The sequence below is a fragment of the Persicobacter psychrovividus genome (assembly GCF_036492425.1).
In the GTDB taxonomy this organism is placed as follows: domain Bacteria; phylum Bacteroidota; class Bacteroidia; order Cytophagales; family Cyclobacteriaceae; genus Persicobacter; species Persicobacter psychrovividus.
The window spans coordinates 2,627,513-2,641,305 of record NZ_AP025292.1 but is presented as its reverse complement, the minus strand read 5'-3'; the positions used below and the strand labels follow the sequence as shown (position 1 = coordinate 2,641,305).

At 44.8% G+C, this 13,793-nt stretch carries 14 protein-coding genes; 6 read left to right on the top strand and 8 right to left on the bottom strand.

Annotated elements, in window-relative coordinates; all coding sequences use genetic code 11:
- Positions 1 to 54: 54 nt before the first annotated feature.
- The 4 genes from AABK40_RS11190 to AABK40_RS11175 all read right to left on the bottom strand — a co-directional run bounded on the left by AABK40_RS11190 (position 55) and on the right by AABK40_RS11175 (position 3,985).
- A complete protein-coding gene (locus AABK40_RS11190; protein WP_332920079.1) occupies positions 55 to 327 on the bottom strand; it encodes a cell division protein ZapA in 273 nt (90 codons plus the stop codon).
- Between the two features lie 2 nt (positions 328 to 329).
- Positions 330 to 590, bottom strand: a complete 261-nt coding sequence (locus tag AABK40_RS11185; RefSeq protein WP_338397098.1) for a hypothetical protein — start codon at positions 588 to 590, stop codon at positions 330 to 332.
- A 213-nt stretch (positions 591 to 803) separates the two neighbouring features.
- Positions 804 to 3,209 (bottom strand): phenylalanine--tRNA ligase subunit beta, encoded by a 2,406-nt coding sequence (gene pheT / locus AABK40_RS11180; RefSeq protein ID WP_338397097.1) that lies wholly within the window; start codon positions 3,207 to 3,209, stop codon positions 804 to 806.
- 155 nt (positions 3,210 to 3,364) lie between these two features.
- Positions 3,365 to 3,985: a DUF1684 domain-containing protein gene (locus tag AABK40_RS11175; protein ID WP_338397096.1), complete on the bottom strand. Its 621-nt coding sequence runs from the start codon at positions 3,983 to 3,985 to the stop codon at positions 3,365 to 3,367.
- A gap of 58 nt (positions 3,986 to 4,043) precedes the next feature.
- Here AABK40_RS11175 and AABK40_RS11170 point away from each other — a divergent pair, with 58 nt between their 5' ends.
- Complete coding sequence (locus AABK40_RS11170) at positions 4,044 to 4,628, top strand: tetratricopeptide repeat protein (protein ID WP_338397095.1); 585 nt, start codon at positions 4,044 to 4,046, stop codon at positions 4,626 to 4,628.
- A 131-nt stretch (positions 4,629 to 4,759) separates the two neighbouring features.
- Here AABK40_RS11170 and radC read toward each other — a convergent pair whose 3' ends face one another.
- From radC to ettA, 3 genes are all read right to left on the bottom strand, one after another.
- Positions 4,760 to 5,458 carry a RadC family protein gene (gene radC / locus AABK40_RS11165; protein ID WP_338397094.1) on the bottom strand — a complete coding sequence of 233 codons (699 nt, stop codon included), beginning with the start codon at positions 5,456 to 5,458 and terminating at the stop codon, positions 4,760 to 4,762.
- A gap of 122 nt (positions 5,459 to 5,580) precedes the next feature.
- The gene (rpsT, locus tag AABK40_RS11160; protein ID WP_332920073.1) at positions 5,581 to 5,832 is read right to left on the bottom strand and encodes a 30S ribosomal protein S20; all 252 of its coding nucleotides are present in this window, start codon (positions 5,830 to 5,832) and stop codon (positions 5,581 to 5,583) included.
- A gap of 271 nt (positions 5,833 to 6,103) precedes the next feature.
- The gene (ettA, locus tag AABK40_RS11155) at positions 6,104 to 7,786 is read right to left on the bottom strand and encodes an energy-dependent translational throttle protein EttA (protein ID WP_332920072.1); all 1,683 of its coding nucleotides are present in this window, start codon (positions 7,784 to 7,786) and stop codon (positions 6,104 to 6,106) included.
- 210 nt (positions 7,787 to 7,996) lie between these two features.
- On the opposite strand from ettA, the gene AABK40_RS11150 reads away from it, so the two are divergent.
- From AABK40_RS11150 to AABK40_RS11135, 4 genes are all read left to right on the top strand, one after another.
- Positions 7,997 to 9,250, top strand: coding sequence for a DUF349 domain-containing protein (locus tag AABK40_RS11150; protein WP_332920071.1), 1,254 nt, complete (start codon positions 7,997 to 7,999; stop codon positions 9,248 to 9,250).
- A gap of 167 nt (positions 9,251 to 9,417) precedes the next feature.
- Positions 9,418 to 10,266 carry a hypothetical protein gene (locus AABK40_RS11145; RefSeq protein ID WP_338397093.1) on the top strand — a complete coding sequence of 283 codons (849 nt, stop codon included), beginning with the start codon at positions 9,418 to 9,420 and terminating at the stop codon, positions 10,264 to 10,266.
- Between the two features lie 75 nt (positions 10,267 to 10,341).
- Positions 10,342 to 11,151 carry an N-acetylmuramic acid 6-phosphate etherase gene (gene murQ, locus AABK40_RS11140; protein ID WP_338397092.1) on the top strand — a complete coding sequence of 270 codons (810 nt, stop codon included), beginning with the start codon at positions 10,342 to 10,344 and terminating at the stop codon, positions 11,149 to 11,151.
- Positions 11,152 to 11,215: 64 nt separating this feature from the next.
- On the top strand, positions 11,216 to 12,493 hold the full coding sequence (locus AABK40_RS11135) for an MFS transporter (RefSeq protein WP_338397091.1): 1,278 nt from the start codon (positions 11,216 to 11,218) through the stop codon (positions 12,491 to 12,493).
- 3 nt (positions 12,494 to 12,496) lie between these two features.
- Here AABK40_RS11135 and AABK40_RS11130 read toward each other — a convergent pair whose 3' ends face one another.
- Positions 12,497 to 13,312: an N-acetylmuramoyl-L-alanine amidase-like domain-containing protein gene (locus tag AABK40_RS11130; RefSeq protein ID WP_338397090.1), complete on the bottom strand. Its 816-nt coding sequence runs from the start codon at positions 13,310 to 13,312 to the stop codon at positions 12,497 to 12,499.
- Between the two features lie 222 nt (positions 13,313 to 13,534).
- Here AABK40_RS11130 and AABK40_RS11125 point away from each other — a divergent pair, with 222 nt between their 5' ends.
- Positions 13,535 to 13,756: a DUF2795 domain-containing protein gene (locus AABK40_RS11125; protein WP_332920066.1), complete on the top strand. Its 222-nt coding sequence runs from the start codon at positions 13,535 to 13,537 to the stop codon at positions 13,754 to 13,756.
- Positions 13,757 to 13,793: the final 37 nt, after the last annotated feature.

Sequence of the window (13,793 nt, the reverse complement as noted above, 5' to 3'; positions counted from 1 at the left end):
CTTGGCTTGTGAGTGCTGAAAAAAAATATATATGTCGTGGTCAGTTTTGTCTGATCATAAGTTATTGTCCAGTAGTTCGTTTAGGAAGCTTACCTTTTGGTCGATGGTACTTTCGTACTCATGACTTTCAACTTGGTTCATTAAAGCATCAAAAACAACCATTGCTAAAAGATCCTGGCGGTCATCGCAGCGGTATTTGCTGCGGTAATCGTTGATCTGGTTGTTGATAAGCTCCGCAACCTTCTGAACCTTATTTACGTCGCTCTCGGCGACCCTCATAGGGTATTCTCGGTCAGCGATTTTAATTTTGATCGATAAGTCCCCCATAATTATTTGCTTAAATGCGTTACGCACTTATCCAGTTCCGAAATATATTCATCTATCAGTACTTTCAGGCCAGATGTATCCAAAACACCATCCTTTAGGTTACCTGCAATTGTACTTATATTTATTTGGTTTTTGAAATCGGAAATCTGCTCATCCTTAGCTTGTACCGCCTGTTGAAGCGTATGATTTTCCGCACGCAGTTCCGACACCTCTTGTTTGAGTTGTTGATGTTCTGCGAGTAAGAGTCTCACTTTTCGCTCCATGGCTTGGAGGTCACTATGAATCTTTTTGTTCAACATATGTGGATTACCAGTCAGCAGTTAAGACGGAGATTTCAGATTTATGAATTAATTATAATGTAATAATCCGAAGATTATATTTCTGTTTCTAAAAATACAGAAACATTAAAGGTAATTCAAAGCAGTAGCGAAAAAAAATAGGCTACTGCTTGAAAATAATTTCTTTTAAAACAGGCTTTATTTACGGATCACCGCTCCTAATTGTTTTTCAAAATTGACCTGCAATTTGTTCATTGTTTTATCAATGACCTTGTCGTTAAGGGTCTTATTTTTGTCTTGTAGGGTGAAAGACAGCGCGTAAGCTTTCTTTCCAGCCTCAATTTTATCTCCTTCATAAACATCAAAACAATTGATGTTGGTGATCAAATTATTGCTGCTTTTCTTGGCCACTTCCATAATTTGGGAGAAGCTCACCGATTGGTCGATGACCAACGAAAGGTCGCGGCGTACGGCAGGGAATTTTGAAACAGCTTCGAAAACGATGTCGTTGCTGATCAGTTCCATGATCGCATCCCAATCCAAATCAGCAAAGAAAACTTCCTCTTTGATATTAAACTGTTTGGCCAAGGCAGGATCCACCAGACCAATATAGCCCAATGCTTGCTTTCTTGTACCTACGGTTAAGCCATAAGCAAAAATATCGTTGCTGAACTGCTCTGTTTTTACTTTGGTGATGTTGAACATCTCCAAAATTTTCGTCAGGTGCGATGCCAAATCATGGAAAGTTACCGCTCGGCTGCTGGCTACCCAGTTTTCAGCTTCAAAGTTACCCGTCATGGCCATGGCCAAACGGCTGTTTTGGGTATAACCTTCTTCTTTTTTGAAGTAGGTATTTCCAAACTCATAAATCTTCAGGTCTTTTTGCTGGCGGTTGCTGTTGCGTGCCACCACTTCCAAAAAGTTGAAAACCATTTGCTGACGCATCACATCTAAATCCTCACTGAGGTAATTCAAGATTTTTACCTGCTCCTCAGGCTTAACCTCTGCGGTGTAGTTGGAATTGGTGATGGAGTTGGTCATGATCTCAAAGAAACCATTCGCACTCAGGATTTCAGCAACTTTACGTTCGTTATTTTGCTTGTCCTTAATAGGGAAATCAGCCAGATAGTCTGCGCCAGAGAAATCATCAAGCGGGATATTATCCAATCCGTAGATCCGTAAAACCTCTTCTACGATATCTGCAGGGCGGGTAACATCTACTCGGTATGGTGGAACGATTGCCGTGAAGCCTTCCTCGGTGAGTGCTTCGAGCTTGATCTCCAAATCGGTCAGGATTTTTTGAATGCGCTCTTTAGGAATTTCAATACCGATAAGCTTATTGATGTAAGCGTAAGTTACAGGAATTACAAAATCCTGAATTGGCTCAGGGTAAATGTCTGTAATTTCAGAGCTGATACTTCCCCCAGCAACTTCCTGAATCAGCAATGCTGCGCGTTTCAGTGCAAAAACAGTCATGTTAGGATCTGTTCCGCGCTCAAATCGGAAAGAGGCATCTGTTTTCAGGGTATGACGCTGTGCTGTTTTTCGCACGGAGTCAGGGCTGAAGTAAGCACTTTCAAGGAAGATGTTCGTGGTATTATCAGAAACGCCTGATTGTGCGCCACCAAATACCCCTGCGATACACATTGGTGCTGTTTCATTGGCGATCATCAGATCCTGAGCAGAAAGCTTGCGGGTTTCACCATCCAAGGTGATGAACTCGGTGCCTTCGGCCATTTTCTTGACAATAACTTTGTTACCAGTAACCTCAGCAGCATCAAAAGCATGCAATGGCTGCCCCAGCTCGTGCAATACGAAGTTGGTTACATCCACAATATTGTTAATCGGTGCAAGGCCAATAGAAGTCAGGCGGGTTTTCAACCACTCCGGTGATTCTTTAACCGTTACTCCAGAGATGGTCAATCCGCTGTATCGTGGGCAAGCTGCTTGATCTTCAACGATCACTTCCATTGGCAGGTCGTGGTTGTCGATTTTGAAAGCCTCGATATTAGGCATGCGCAAGGTTTCTCCTGTAAGGGCAACGATGTCGCGGGCAGTACCAACATGCGAAGCCGCATCTGCGCGGTTTGGTGTCAGTCCAATTTCGAAAACCTCTTCGCTTTTCAGCTTAAAATAGTCGGCAGCAGGTGTTCCATTAGGCAGGTCGGTGGTTAAAACCATAATGCCGTCATGCGATACGCCCAAGCCCAGTTCGTCCTCGGCACAGATCATCCCCATGGAAACTTCACCACGGATTTTTGCTTTTTTGATTTTGAAGCCTTCGCCACCGTCAGGGTATAAAGTGGTACCTACTGTTGCCACCACAACCTTTTGGCCTGCCGCCACATTTGGCGCTCCACATACGATTGGGGCAATGTTTCCATCGCCTAAATCTACCGTTGTTTTGTTAAGCTTGTCGGCACCTGGGTGCTTCTCACAAGTCAAAACTTCACCAATGACAACGCCTTGAAGACCACCCTTTACGGATTCAATAGTCTCCAAACCTTCAACTTCCAAGCCACCAGCAGTAAGGGCATCGCCCAAAGCTTCCGTAGCAAGATTTATATTGATATATTCTTTTAGCCAGTTAACTGATATTTTCATAAGAAAATGCTCTTCTATATATAGATGTACTTGAGAACAAAATTAATAGATTCCGCCGTTATTAATAATGTGAAGCGCCGTTTTTTCTTTGGAAGAATATTTCTGACGCCTATTTTTCGGGAATTGGTGGGCTGTTTTTGTGGAAATCAGCTTGGTTAATGCTTTTTTGGGCTTTTTTCTCCTGCGGTAATTTTAAGATTCAGAAAATTTTCCTGAGGGGGCTGAGGGCAGGAGTATCCATCGGAAAATGCGCAGTAGGGATTAAAGGCATAGTTGAAGTCAAGCGCCATCTGATCGCCATCCGGCATTGGGAGTTCGAGGTATCGGCCTGCGCCATAGGTGTCGAAGCCTGTGGTTTGGTCGGTAAACGGAACAAAAAGCATGTCGGGGTGCGTGAGGGGCTGAAGCGCGAGTAGTTGTAGTTCTTTGCCCGATAGTTTGAAGTGTAACGTTGCGTAAGGCTTGTATTCCTTGATTTTTCCCGAGGAGGTATTGAGCCTCATGATTGCGGCATTGGGGGTGTGTTCAAGGCGGCAAATGACCCTGAAGCTGGGGTCGATATCAAAATATTTTAAGCCCTGAAACGCCTTTTTTGCGTTAATAGAAAGAGGGGAGTTTTTATTGGTTCTGAAAAAATTATTTTGATTTTTTCGGTGCTGCTGAACTAATTCAAGATAGTGCTCAGGTAACTTAAATTGATCTGAGTGCTGAAAGCTATACAGTAAAATACCAATAACGACTATCGATAGTACAATGTAGGATATTTTTTTAGCCATTTGGTTAGATATTATGGTAAGATTTTTGTTGTTTAAAGGTAAATATAGTAGAAGACCAATGAAACAAGGTAAAAATATTGCGATTACTTTCTTCCTGACGCTACTGTGTGTGAGTGTGGCTTTTGCGCAGGGTGTGGAAGAATATCAGCAGTATCACCAAGAAGGTCGTGAGCTGGCGAAGGAAAAAAAATATAAAGAGGCGATCGCTTCTTTTTCCAAGGCAATTGAAATTATGCCTTACTATACGGCAATTCACCTTGATCGGGGCGCGACGCGCTTGCAGGTTGGGGATTTCGAGGGGGCAATTGAAGACCTCGATTATGTGGCCGAACGTCAGCCTTATAAAAAAGAGGTGTTTTTCCTTCGGGGAATTGCCCTTTACCATATTGGTGAATATGAGCAGTCGCAGTCGGATATCAATACCTATTTGGTGGATTACCCATCGAATCAGGAAGCAAAAGCCTATAAGAAAAAATTAAATCAGTATTTCACTGCGCGTCAGCAGGAGATCGATGCCCAAAATGCGCAGCTTGCCGCGCAACAGTCGCAGGAGCGTGCTTATCGTAATGCACGAACGACTGAAGTTGTTCTGGGGACGGTGGTTCCTTTGGCAATTTGGACGGCCTTGGTGTTGTCGTGGTAATTACACTGATTTTCAATAAAGCATAAGCATCCCACTTTTTTTAAGGTGGGATTTTTTTTGTGCTGAAGATTATATCGGATGAAAATTGGAGCCTTGTGGGCAAGAATTCATATTTAATGGGAGTTTCAGGCTTAGAGTAAGCCTTCATCGGCAAAGGAGAGGTAGGTGTGGTCGGTGATGATCAGGTGGTCAAGGATCGGGAGGTCAAGTAGCTGACCGCCTTCTTTGATTTTCTTGGTGATTTTGAGATCGGCCTCGCTTGGTGTTGTATTGCCTGAAGGATGATTGTGAGCAATAATAATGCTGGCGGCCTGCATTTCAAGGGCTTTCAGGAAGATTTTCTTCGGGTCGGCAACAGTGCCCGTCATGCCGCCTTCGCTGATGCGCAAGGCTTTTGTTACATGGTTTGCCCGATTGAGGCAAAGGAGCCAGAATTCTTCGTGGGGTAAGTCTGTAAGGTAGGGTGCCAATACCTGATGGGCGTCTTTGGCGCTCTTGATAACAGGCTTTTTTTGGATAGTTTCGGCTTTTCGTCTGCGGCCAAGTTCCATGGCAGCCAATAGTGTGATGGCTTTTGCTGGTCCCATGCCGTTGAATTTGGTCAGATCGGCCACGGAGCATTTGCCTAATTCGTAGAGGCTGTTGTTGTTCGCTTGCAGGATTTCTTTGGAAAGATCAACGGCAGATTTGTTTCTGCTGCCAGAGCCAAGCAGGATCGCGATCAGTTCGGCATTGCTGAGGTTTTGCCTGCCGATGTGTAGCATTTTCTCTCTTGGGCGGTCTTCTTCGGCCCAGTTACTGATCGGGTTTGGGGTTTGTGGGTAGTCCATAGGTTTACATTTTCTTTATTGGGTAAAAGAAAATCCTTCAGAAATGTTGGTTTTGCTGAAGTACCAAAATGGGCTGGATACAAAAAAACCTCACTATTTGTAGCGAGGTTTTCTTAAGTATCTTATAAGCTGTTCACAAATTTCGCCAACTTCGATTTGTTGTTAGCGGCTTTGTTTTTGTGAATGATGTTACGCTTAGCAAGCTTATCAATCATTGAAACTACTTTTACGAACAATTCTTGAGCTTCAGCAGCATCTTTAGAACCTCTCAATTTTTTGATAAAAGTACGAGTAGATTTCAATTGATATCTGTTTCTCAAACGTTTTGCGTTGTTGGAACGGATTCTCTTCAACGCTGACTTATGATTTGCCATGCTTTACTTATATATTTTTTTTTAATTGTTTTTTCCTCTTCGAAATACAGGACTGCAAATGTAGTGTTTTCGAGATTGTTAGTCAAATAAACTGCGGAAAATAAATTTCCTTTCTTGCAATTCCGTAAGAGTTGCGCAAAGATAGGATAACAATCGGAAGAAAAAAAGGTGAAGCTCGGTTTCACCTTGAAAATGTTTAAGTTAGTGTTAAATACTCCAGAAAAGGAGCAAATGTTCCTCAAAATAGAGGAACATCTTTTTTCGAAATAAATTATTTCGTCAATTTTTTATACTTAATACGCGTTGGTCGAAGCTCTCCCATGCGCTTAATTCGGTCTTCTTCGTACTCGGTGAAAGTTCCTTCGAACCATTTTACCTGAGATTCTCCCTCAAAAGCCAAAGTATGTGTACAAACGCGGTCAAGGAACCAACGGTCGTGAGAAATAACTACCGCACAGCCACCAAACTCATTCAGGGCCTCCTCCAGTGCACGAAGGGTATTAATGTCGAGGTCGTTGGTAGGTTCATCGAGTAGCAGTAAGTTGGCACCCTCTTTTAGTGTCATGGCCAGGTGTACGCGGTTGCGTTGCCCACCAGAAAGTTCGCCCACCAATTTTTGTTGCTCGCCTCCAGAGAAGTTGAATTTAGAAACATAAGCGCGGGAATTGACTTCCTTGTCGCCTACCATCATTAATTCATTGCCGTCGGAGATCACTTCCCAGATTGTTTTTTCAGGGTCAAGATTGTCATGCTCTTGATCTACATAACCAATTTTTACCGTTGAACCCACTTCAAAAGTACCAGCATCAGGCTGAAGTTGGCCTGTGATCATTTTGAATAGCGTTGTTTTACCTGCACCATTAGGACCTACGATCCCAACGATTCCACCCTGAGGCAACATGAAATCCAGGTTTTCATACAATAGCTTGTCGCCAAAGCCTTTTGATACACCATGGGCTTCAATAACCTTGGAGCCCAAACGCGGACCTGCAGGAATGAAAAGCTCCAACGACTGCTCTCTTTCGCCATTTTCCTGCGAAACCAGTTTGTCGTAAGAGTTGATACGTGCCTTGGATTTTGCATGGCGGCCCTTCGGCGACATACGGATCCACTCCAGCTCGCGCTCCAGTGTTTTCTGACGTTTGCTCTCTGATTTTTTCTCCTGCGCCAAACGCTTCTCTTTTTGCTCCAGCCAAGAAGAATAGTTTCCTTTCCATGGAATACCTTCACCACGGTCAAGCTCAAGAATCCATCCCGCAACATTATCAAGGAAGTAACGGTCGTGTGTTACGGCAATTACGGTTCCTTTATATTGCTGCAAGTGCTGCTCCAGCCAGTAAACCGACTCGGCATCCAAGTGGTTGGTAGGCTCATCGAGTAGCAATACATCAGGCTCTTTCAACAATAAGCGACACAAAGCCACACGGCGCTTCTCACCACCAGAAAGAACTTCAATCTTTTGGTCTGAAGGAGGAGTGCGTAGTGCGTCCATTGCACGCTCGAGGCGGTTGTCCAGATTCCAACCGTCCATATGGTCGATTTTTTCCTGAACTTCACCCTGACGAACAATCAGGTCATTCATTTTGTCTGGATCTTCCAAAATCTCTGGCTCGGCAAATTTGGCATTGATGTCCTCAAATTCCTGCAAAAGATCCACAATTTCCTGAACACCCTCTTCAATAATCTCACGGACAGTCTTGCTTGGGTCAAGCTGAGGCTCCTGCTCCAGGTAACCTACCGAGTACTCCTTATCAGAAACAACCTCGCCCTGAATGTTGGTGTCAAGCCCTGCGATAATGCGCAATAAGCTCGATTTACCAGAACCGTTGAGTCCTAAAACACCAATTTTGGCACCGTAGAAAAACGACAGGTGAATGTTTTTTAGCACTGTTTTTTGTGGAGGGTAAGTTTTCGTTACCCCTGACATTGAAAAGATGATCTTATTATCGCTCATTGTATTATCAGATAGTTTGGCGTTTATTTTCTTACTAAAATACTCTATATGCGGTGAATGTTGACCGCTTTTTGGGAAATTTTCACTTTTCCCACATGCAAATATGCTAATTTTTACCCTTAACCATGTTTCTTTTACTCTAATTAATTAGTTTTGCATCAGTCAATTTAAACGACGTACTTATCTATCGATAACTTAATCCACAAAGCATTGGAACCGAACAAGTACGGGTACATCAAAGACGGGAAAATTTTTCGCAACGGATTTTTAGAGTTTCCTGAGCGTGAAATCGGAGACGTAAAAGAAGATGAAGCTGCTTCGATCAAATATTTCGAAGACCGCTTTGAACTCGCAAAACAAAAAGTAGAAGTCCTCGCTAAAACTATCGAGGAGGCCACCAACAAGGGGTCATTTTTAATGAAATTAGTGCACTTGCGTAAGCAATTGTCGGAATTTGATGCCTTAGGGGATTACGAGCCGTTATTCGAAACGCTCGACCGCTACGAGGTGTTGATTCGCGACCTGATTGACCGTAACCGTGCCAAAAACCTGGAAATCAAGACTGCTCTGCTTGCGGAAGCGGAGGTGATCCGTGAAATGGAAGACCTGCGTGATGCTGGAGAGAAGTTCAAAGACCTGAAACAGCGATGGTTGAAAACAGGAGCTGTAGCTGATGAACACCGTCAGGAGGTTGAAGGACGCATGGAGACAATCTTGAATGAATTTTTTGAGAAGAGAAATGCTTTTTTCGAGTCCCGTAAGAAAGAACTTGAAGAAAAAACCAAAGGGTATGAAGCCTTGATCGCCAAAGCCCATGGACTCCTCGAAGAGGAAGATCTTGAGCAGGTGGATAAAGCGTTCATGACTTTAATCCCTGACTGGAAACAGTTGCCTGTTGTTCCTGTAAAAGTTCGTAATGAACTCTGGACACGCTTCAAGGCCGAAACGGATGCTGTATATGCGAAGTTGGAGCCATTGCGTAAAAGCCGCAGAGAGCAGAAGAAAGGTGCCGCTGCGGAGGAAAAACAAGCATTGGTGGAAAAAGCCGAAGCTTTGGTTGGACGTGGAGATCAGGATGCTGCAAAAGAGGTGCGTAACCTTCAGGATGCCTGGAAAAGCGCCGGCCGCTTGCCTAAGGGGCAGTCTAAGGAGTTGAACGATCGTTTCTTTGCCGCTTGCGACATGGTTTCTGAGCGGGCCTTCTTGTATCGTTTGACTTCGCAGAAAGTGCGTGGGTTTAGCGAAAAAACGGCTGCTGAGCAACTGAAGTCATTGATTCGTATGTTGCGTGAGTTGTATAACCGCGATCAGCACGAATTGACCCTTTATCAGGAGAATGCCGAAAAATTTGGCGCTGCTTTTGGTAAATTGGTAGACAACAAAACGGACCTTAAAGCCCGTAAAGTAGAAGTGAAAAAGCAATTGTTGGCGCAATTGAATGCTGAATTGAAAGCAGCAGAGTAATTCGCCCTTACAGATATGATCAAATCCCACGTTTTTCGAGCGTGGGATTTTTTTTGTTTTAAAATAATTAACTTACAGCAGGCTGGTGGCTGCAGGAAAAGGATGTCGATAAATTTTGTCGCCATCGAGTATGTGGTCGAGCAGCACAGGTAAGCGAAAATATCACCATGGAACAAACCACATTGATCGTCGATAGCGGAGGGACGAAGGCCGTCTGGGCTTTTGAGAATGAAACCTTCGGGGAGCAGGTTACCACTGCAGGCATGAATCCGCTGCTGCGCGGAACAGAGGAACTGCGTGCGTTGCTGCATCAGACTTCCTGGCCAGTGCCTAAAAAATCAGTGAAAGAAATTTACTTTTATGGCGCAGGCTGTGGAACGGAGGCGGGGAGAATAGCCATACATACGGTACTCTCCACTTATTTTACTGCTGCCCGTATTACGATTGAGAATGATCTTCTGGGCGCAGCGCGATCAGTCTGGGGAGCAGGCAATGGCTTGGTGGGCATACTCGGGACAGGTGCCCATGCGGCCTACTATGCGCAGGGGCAGTTGCAGGAAAAAGCTACTTCGCTGGGTTGGCTGTTGTCCGATGAAGGCAGTGGTGCCCGATTGGGGCAAGCGCTCCTGGAGCGGGTGTTAAGGCGGAAACTATCCTCGAATTTATTGGAAGATTTTGCTCGGTTTTCCCCTTGGCCAGTAGCCGATTTGGTGCCTTTACTGTACCAAAGTAAATTGCAGCAGCGGTTCATGGCTCAGTTTACCCCCTTCCTGAAATTACATATCGAGGCCCCAGAAATCTCGCAACTCGTAACAGGGCAATTGTCTGCTTATGTGGCGGAGTACCTGAAGCCGATGGTAACGGTTTATCCTGCTGAAGTGCGTTTTGTGGGCAGTGTGGCTTACCATTTTCAGGATCAACTTCTGGAGGTACTTTCTGAGCATCAATTGCACCTTGGCAAGGTAACACAGGCACCGATCAACGGGCTGGTGGAATATCATAAAACGAGTTCCTGACCGCTAAAGTAGGCGGAATACTTTTAGGAACCTTCAGGTGAAAAAATCAGGTATTAGCATCAATTAAAATATAATATGAGTACAACGGAAGCATCATCAAACTACCAGAATTTAGATCAAATGACGGCGCAGGAGATTTTGGTGAATATGAATAAAGAGGACGCCAAAGTTCATCAGGCGGTTGCCAAAGCCATTCCTGCCATTGAGCAGCTGGTGGAACAGACAGTGAAGCGCATGAAAAATGGTGGGCGTCTGTTTTATATCGGAGCGGGAACAAGCGGACGCCTTGGCGTGCTGGATGCTTCTGAAATCCCTCCGACCTATGGCGTGGAAGGTGTGGTGATTGGCTTGATTGCTGGCGGTGACCGCGCTATCCGTAAGGCGGTGGAGGCTGCGGAGGACAATGAAACACAGGCGTGGGAAGATTTGAAAGCTTACGAGATCAATGCCAACGATGTACTCGTGGGGATTGCCGCTTCGGGGCGTACGCCTTATGTGCTGGGTGGTCTGGCGCAAGCCAAGGCGCATGGATTGCTTACCGCAGGGATTACCTGTAACGCAGGTTCGAAGCTGAGTGAGGCGGCTGATATTGCCATTGAGGCGGTTGTAGGGCCTGAATTTGTCACTGGAAGTACCCGTATGAAAGCGGGAACGGCGCAGAAGTTGGTATTGAATATGATCTCAACGGCCTGCATGATTCGCATGGGAAAGGTGAAAGGTAACCGCATGGTGGATATGCAACTGACCAATGAAAAGCTGGTGGACCGTGGGGCCAAGATGATCGTTGAGGCTACGGGTTTGTCTTACGCTCAGGCGGAGGCACTTTTGCTGCGTGAGGGGAGTGTCCGCAAGGCTGTTGCTCACCATTTCGAAGCGCAAAAATAATCTGTTTTTTGCGGTGTGCGGGCCATGAGCTGTAATCCAAGTTATTCATTTTTTTACTGAGTAGATGTTTCGATTGAAAACTGATAAAACCTCGCCTTGGGCATGGGTGCCTTCACTGTACCTGACGCAAGCCCTGCCTTATATGCTCGTGATGAGCGTATCGGTGGTGATGTATAAAAACCTGGGATTGAGCAATGTGAAAATTGCCGCCTATACCAGTTTGCTGAATTTGCCCTGGGTTATAAAACCGCTTTGGAGTCCTGTGGTCGACTGGTTTAAAACCAAGCGTTACTGGATGGTAACCGCACAGTTGCTGATGGGGGTACTGATGGGCGGTCTGGGCTTTGTATTGCCTTTACCGTTCTTCTTTCAGGCTTCCATGGCTATTTTACTGTTGCTGGCGTTTACTTCAGCAACCCATGATATTGCCGCAGATGGCTTTTATATGGTGGGGCTAACGGAGGACGATCAGTCTTATTTTGTGGGGGTGCGCTCTATTTTTTATCGTGTAGGTATGTTGCTGATGCAGGGACCGCTGGTGTTTTTTACGGGATACCTTGCAAGTCACTGGACAGCCGATTATGCCAAAGTATGGATGGTAACCTTCTCGCTTGTAGCGCTGATTTTGATATTGATGGGTGTTTACCATTACTTTATCTGCCCAAAGCCATTAACTGACCGCGCGGTTGGTACGGAAGAAGGGAATGGTTTCATGGTTACTTTTCTGTCCTTTTTTGTTAAAAAGAGGATTGGTGTTGCCTTGGCTTTTATTCTGTTGTTCCGACTTGGCGAAGCGCAACTGGTGAAGATGGTTGCCCCGTTTATGCTGGATCCCGTGGCAAAAGGAGGGCTGGGCTTGTCGAATGAAGCCCAAGGGATAATTTACGGGACTTACGGGGTGCTTTCCCTGCTTGCGGGGGGGGTTATTGGGGGCTATTTAATCTCCAGATCTGGACTCAAACGCTGGATTTTATGGATGTGCCTGTTGCTGAATATTCCGAATCTCGGTTACGCACTGCTTGCGCACTTTCAGCCGCCACAAGCATTCTGGGTCAGCATTACCGTGATTATTGAGCAATTTGGTTATGGTTTTGGTTTCTCAGCCCTGATGATGTACATGATTTATATTGCTGATGGTGCCATGAAGGCAAGTCATTACGCACTTTGTACAGGCTTTATGGCACTCGGCGTCATGTTGCCCTCGATGTTAAGCGGTTGGGTACAGACAGAAATAGGTTACACAGGATTCTTTGTTTATGTGTTTCTTTGTGGTATTCCAGCGATTTTGCTGGTGCCATTTTTAGGTATTCCTGCGGATTTTGGCCGAAAGGCCAAGGGCTGAGGTTTACAATGCCCGAAGCACAATCACGCCCTTGTTGGATTTGAATTTCATCAGGTAATCCACCAGTGGAACGGAGGTGATCATTACGCCGTGTTTGCTGGAGGCATGCATGAAGTGGAGTTCATCACCCATCCAATGGGCAAAACCGACATGGGAAACATCGAGCCCTTTGATCGTCGTTACGAGCGTGATCAGGTCGCCATCCTGAATCTGCGCCTGATGTTTGGGGATTTCAGTTTTAGGTAAATAACATTGTTGGCGTTGATTGATCTGTCGTTCAATTTCCTGAATACCCTTGAATATTTCGGCATCCGCCAAAGGCGCGTAACTCTTGCGGTGAGTGCTCATGAAATTAATGTTTTTATCCATTTGTAGGCCATCAAGCTGAGGCGTGATATCTTCAATCATTCCCCGTTTTTGGTGGTCATAAATCCAGTCGGTAAAATAATGGAGTCGGGATAAATAACCCTGCTGTTTCCCATCTCGGTAACGAATACTGGTCAGGGCTTTTGTGAAATCCCCGAAGTGGGTTTGGTTATTTTTAATGCATTGCGCCATGGCGAGCACTTGTTCCACATAGGTCGTGCAATCTAAACCCGTCAGGTTGATGATCAAATCGGACTCCTGATCAGACTGGTTCAGGGTGCTGGCAACGTAGGGGGTCTGAATGAATTGCTCACCTGTCAGGGTGATGATTTTTCCGATCGAAAACTGTTTCCATTGTAGTTTTTCAGCCTTTTGCATGAGCTTATTGAAGATCAGGCTGTCTTGGGCTGAACATTTATATTGCGCAAAACTTTGAACAGATAGGCATATCATAAATGACAAAGTCAGACAAAAAGTATAGAAAGTTTTCAAAATCTTGGAAAAAGGATATTCATTCATTGCTTTGTTGAAATAAATTATAGTTGCTTTGCTTTGTTCACTTATTATTTTTGCTATTTTTGCGAGGCTTAGTGAAACCTGTTAATAGTGATGCAGTCTAACTAAGTAAACGGAATTAGCAAAGTATTTTTAAGATTAATAAAAAGGAGGTATATAATGTACTGGACGCTCGAATTAGCATCGTATTTGGAAGATGCACCATGGCCAGCCACTAAAGAAGAACTAATTGACTTCTGTAGCCGCTCTGGAGCACCATTGGAATTATCGGAAAATTTGCAAGAGTTGGAGGATGATGGCGAACCATACGAGAGTATTGAAGAAATTTGGCCCGATTATCCGACTAAGGATGACTTCTTCTTTAATGAAGATGAATATTAGGTTTGAAATAAGAAAGACTGATGATAAGCATCAGTCT

What these genes read in the sequence shown, in the direction of transcription:
- AABK40_RS11185 (WP_338397098.1), bottom strand. Translation starts at nt 590, where the DNA reads ATGGAGCGAAAAGTGAGACTCTTACTCGCAGAACATCAACAACTCAAA.
- murQ (WP_338397092.1), top strand. Translation starts at nt 10,342, where the DNA reads ATGAGTACAACGGAAGCATCATCAAACTACCAGAATTTAGATCAAATG.
- AABK40_RS11135 (WP_338397091.1), top strand. Translation starts at nt 11,216, where the DNA reads ATGTTTCGATTGAAAACTGATAAAACCTCGCCTTGGGCATGGGTGCCT.
- AABK40_RS11145 (WP_338397093.1), top strand. Translation starts at nt 9,418, where the DNA reads ATGGAACAAACCACATTGATCGTCGATAGCGGAGGGACGAAGGCCGTC.
- AABK40_RS11175 (WP_338397096.1), bottom strand. Translation starts at nt 3,985, where the DNA reads ATGGCTAAAAAAATATCCTACATTGTACTATCGATAGTCGTTATTGGT.
- pheT (WP_338397097.1), bottom strand. Translation starts at nt 3,209, where the DNA reads ATGAAAATATCAGTTAACTGGCTAAAAGAATATATCAATATAAATCTT.
- AABK40_RS11130 (WP_338397090.1), bottom strand. Translation starts at nt 13,312, where the DNA reads ATGATATGCCTATCTGTTCAAAGTTTTGCGCAATATAAATGTTCAGCC.
- radC (WP_338397094.1), bottom strand. Translation starts at nt 5,458, where the DNA reads ATGGACTACCCACAAACCCCAAACCCGATCAGTAACTGGGCCGAAGAA.
- AABK40_RS11190 (WP_332920079.1), bottom strand. Translation starts at nt 327, where the DNA reads ATGGGGGACTTATCGATCAAAATTAAAATCGCTGACCGAGAATACCCT.
- AABK40_RS11125 (WP_332920066.1), top strand. Translation starts at nt 13,535, where the DNA reads ATGTACTGGACGCTCGAATTAGCATCGTATTTGGAAGATGCACCATGG.
- rpsT (WP_332920073.1), bottom strand. Translation starts at nt 5,832, where the DNA reads ATGGCAAATCATAAGTCAGCGTTGAAGAGAATCCGTTCCAACAACGCA.
- ettA (WP_332920072.1), bottom strand. Translation starts at nt 7,786, where the DNA reads ATGAGCGATAATAAGATCATCTTTTCAATGTCAGGGGTAACGAAAACT.
- AABK40_RS11170 (WP_338397095.1), top strand. Translation starts at nt 4,044, where the DNA reads ATGAAACAAGGTAAAAATATTGCGATTACTTTCTTCCTGACGCTACTG.